General features: G+C 61.3%; 1 protein-coding gene. It reads left to right on the forward strand.

All coding sequences use genetic code 11. The features are described from left to right. Positions 1–527: GTP-binding protein (locus NKI29_RS33410; protein ID WP_287096495.1), on the forward strand; the 527-nt coding region annotated here is incomplete at its 3' end.

Below are 527 nucleotides of genomic sequence, written 5' to 3' on the forward strand. Positions count from 1 at the left end.
ATGGCAAAAGGTAAATTCGAGCGCACTAAGCCTCATGTGAACATTGGCACGATTGGTCACGTCGACCATGGCAAGACGTCGCTGACGGCGGCGATCACCAAGTATTTTGGCGAATACAAGCGCTACGACCAGATCGATGCGGCGCCGGAAGAGAAGGCGCGCGGCATCACCATTTCGACGGCGCACGTCGAATACGAGACCGCCAACCGCCACTATGCCCATGTCGACTGCCCCGGCCACGCCGACTACGTGAAGAACATGATCACCGGTGCTGCGCAGATGGACGGCGCGATCCTGGTGGTGTCGGCCGCCGACGGCCCGATGCCGCAGACGCGCGAGCACATCCTGCTCGCCCGCCAGGTCGGCGTGCCCTCGATCGTGGTGTTCTTGAACAAGGTCGACCAGGTCGACGACGCCGAGTTGCTCGAACTGGTCGAGCTCGAGGTGCGTGAGCTTTTGACCAAGAACGAGTTCCCCGGCGACGACATTCCGATCGTCAAGGGTTCGGCGCTTGCCGCACTTGAAGA

The organism is Mesorhizobium sp. M0678, from assembly GCF_040320505.1.
Lineage (GTDB): Bacteria > Pseudomonadota > Alphaproteobacteria > Rhizobiales > Rhizobiaceae > Mesorhizobium.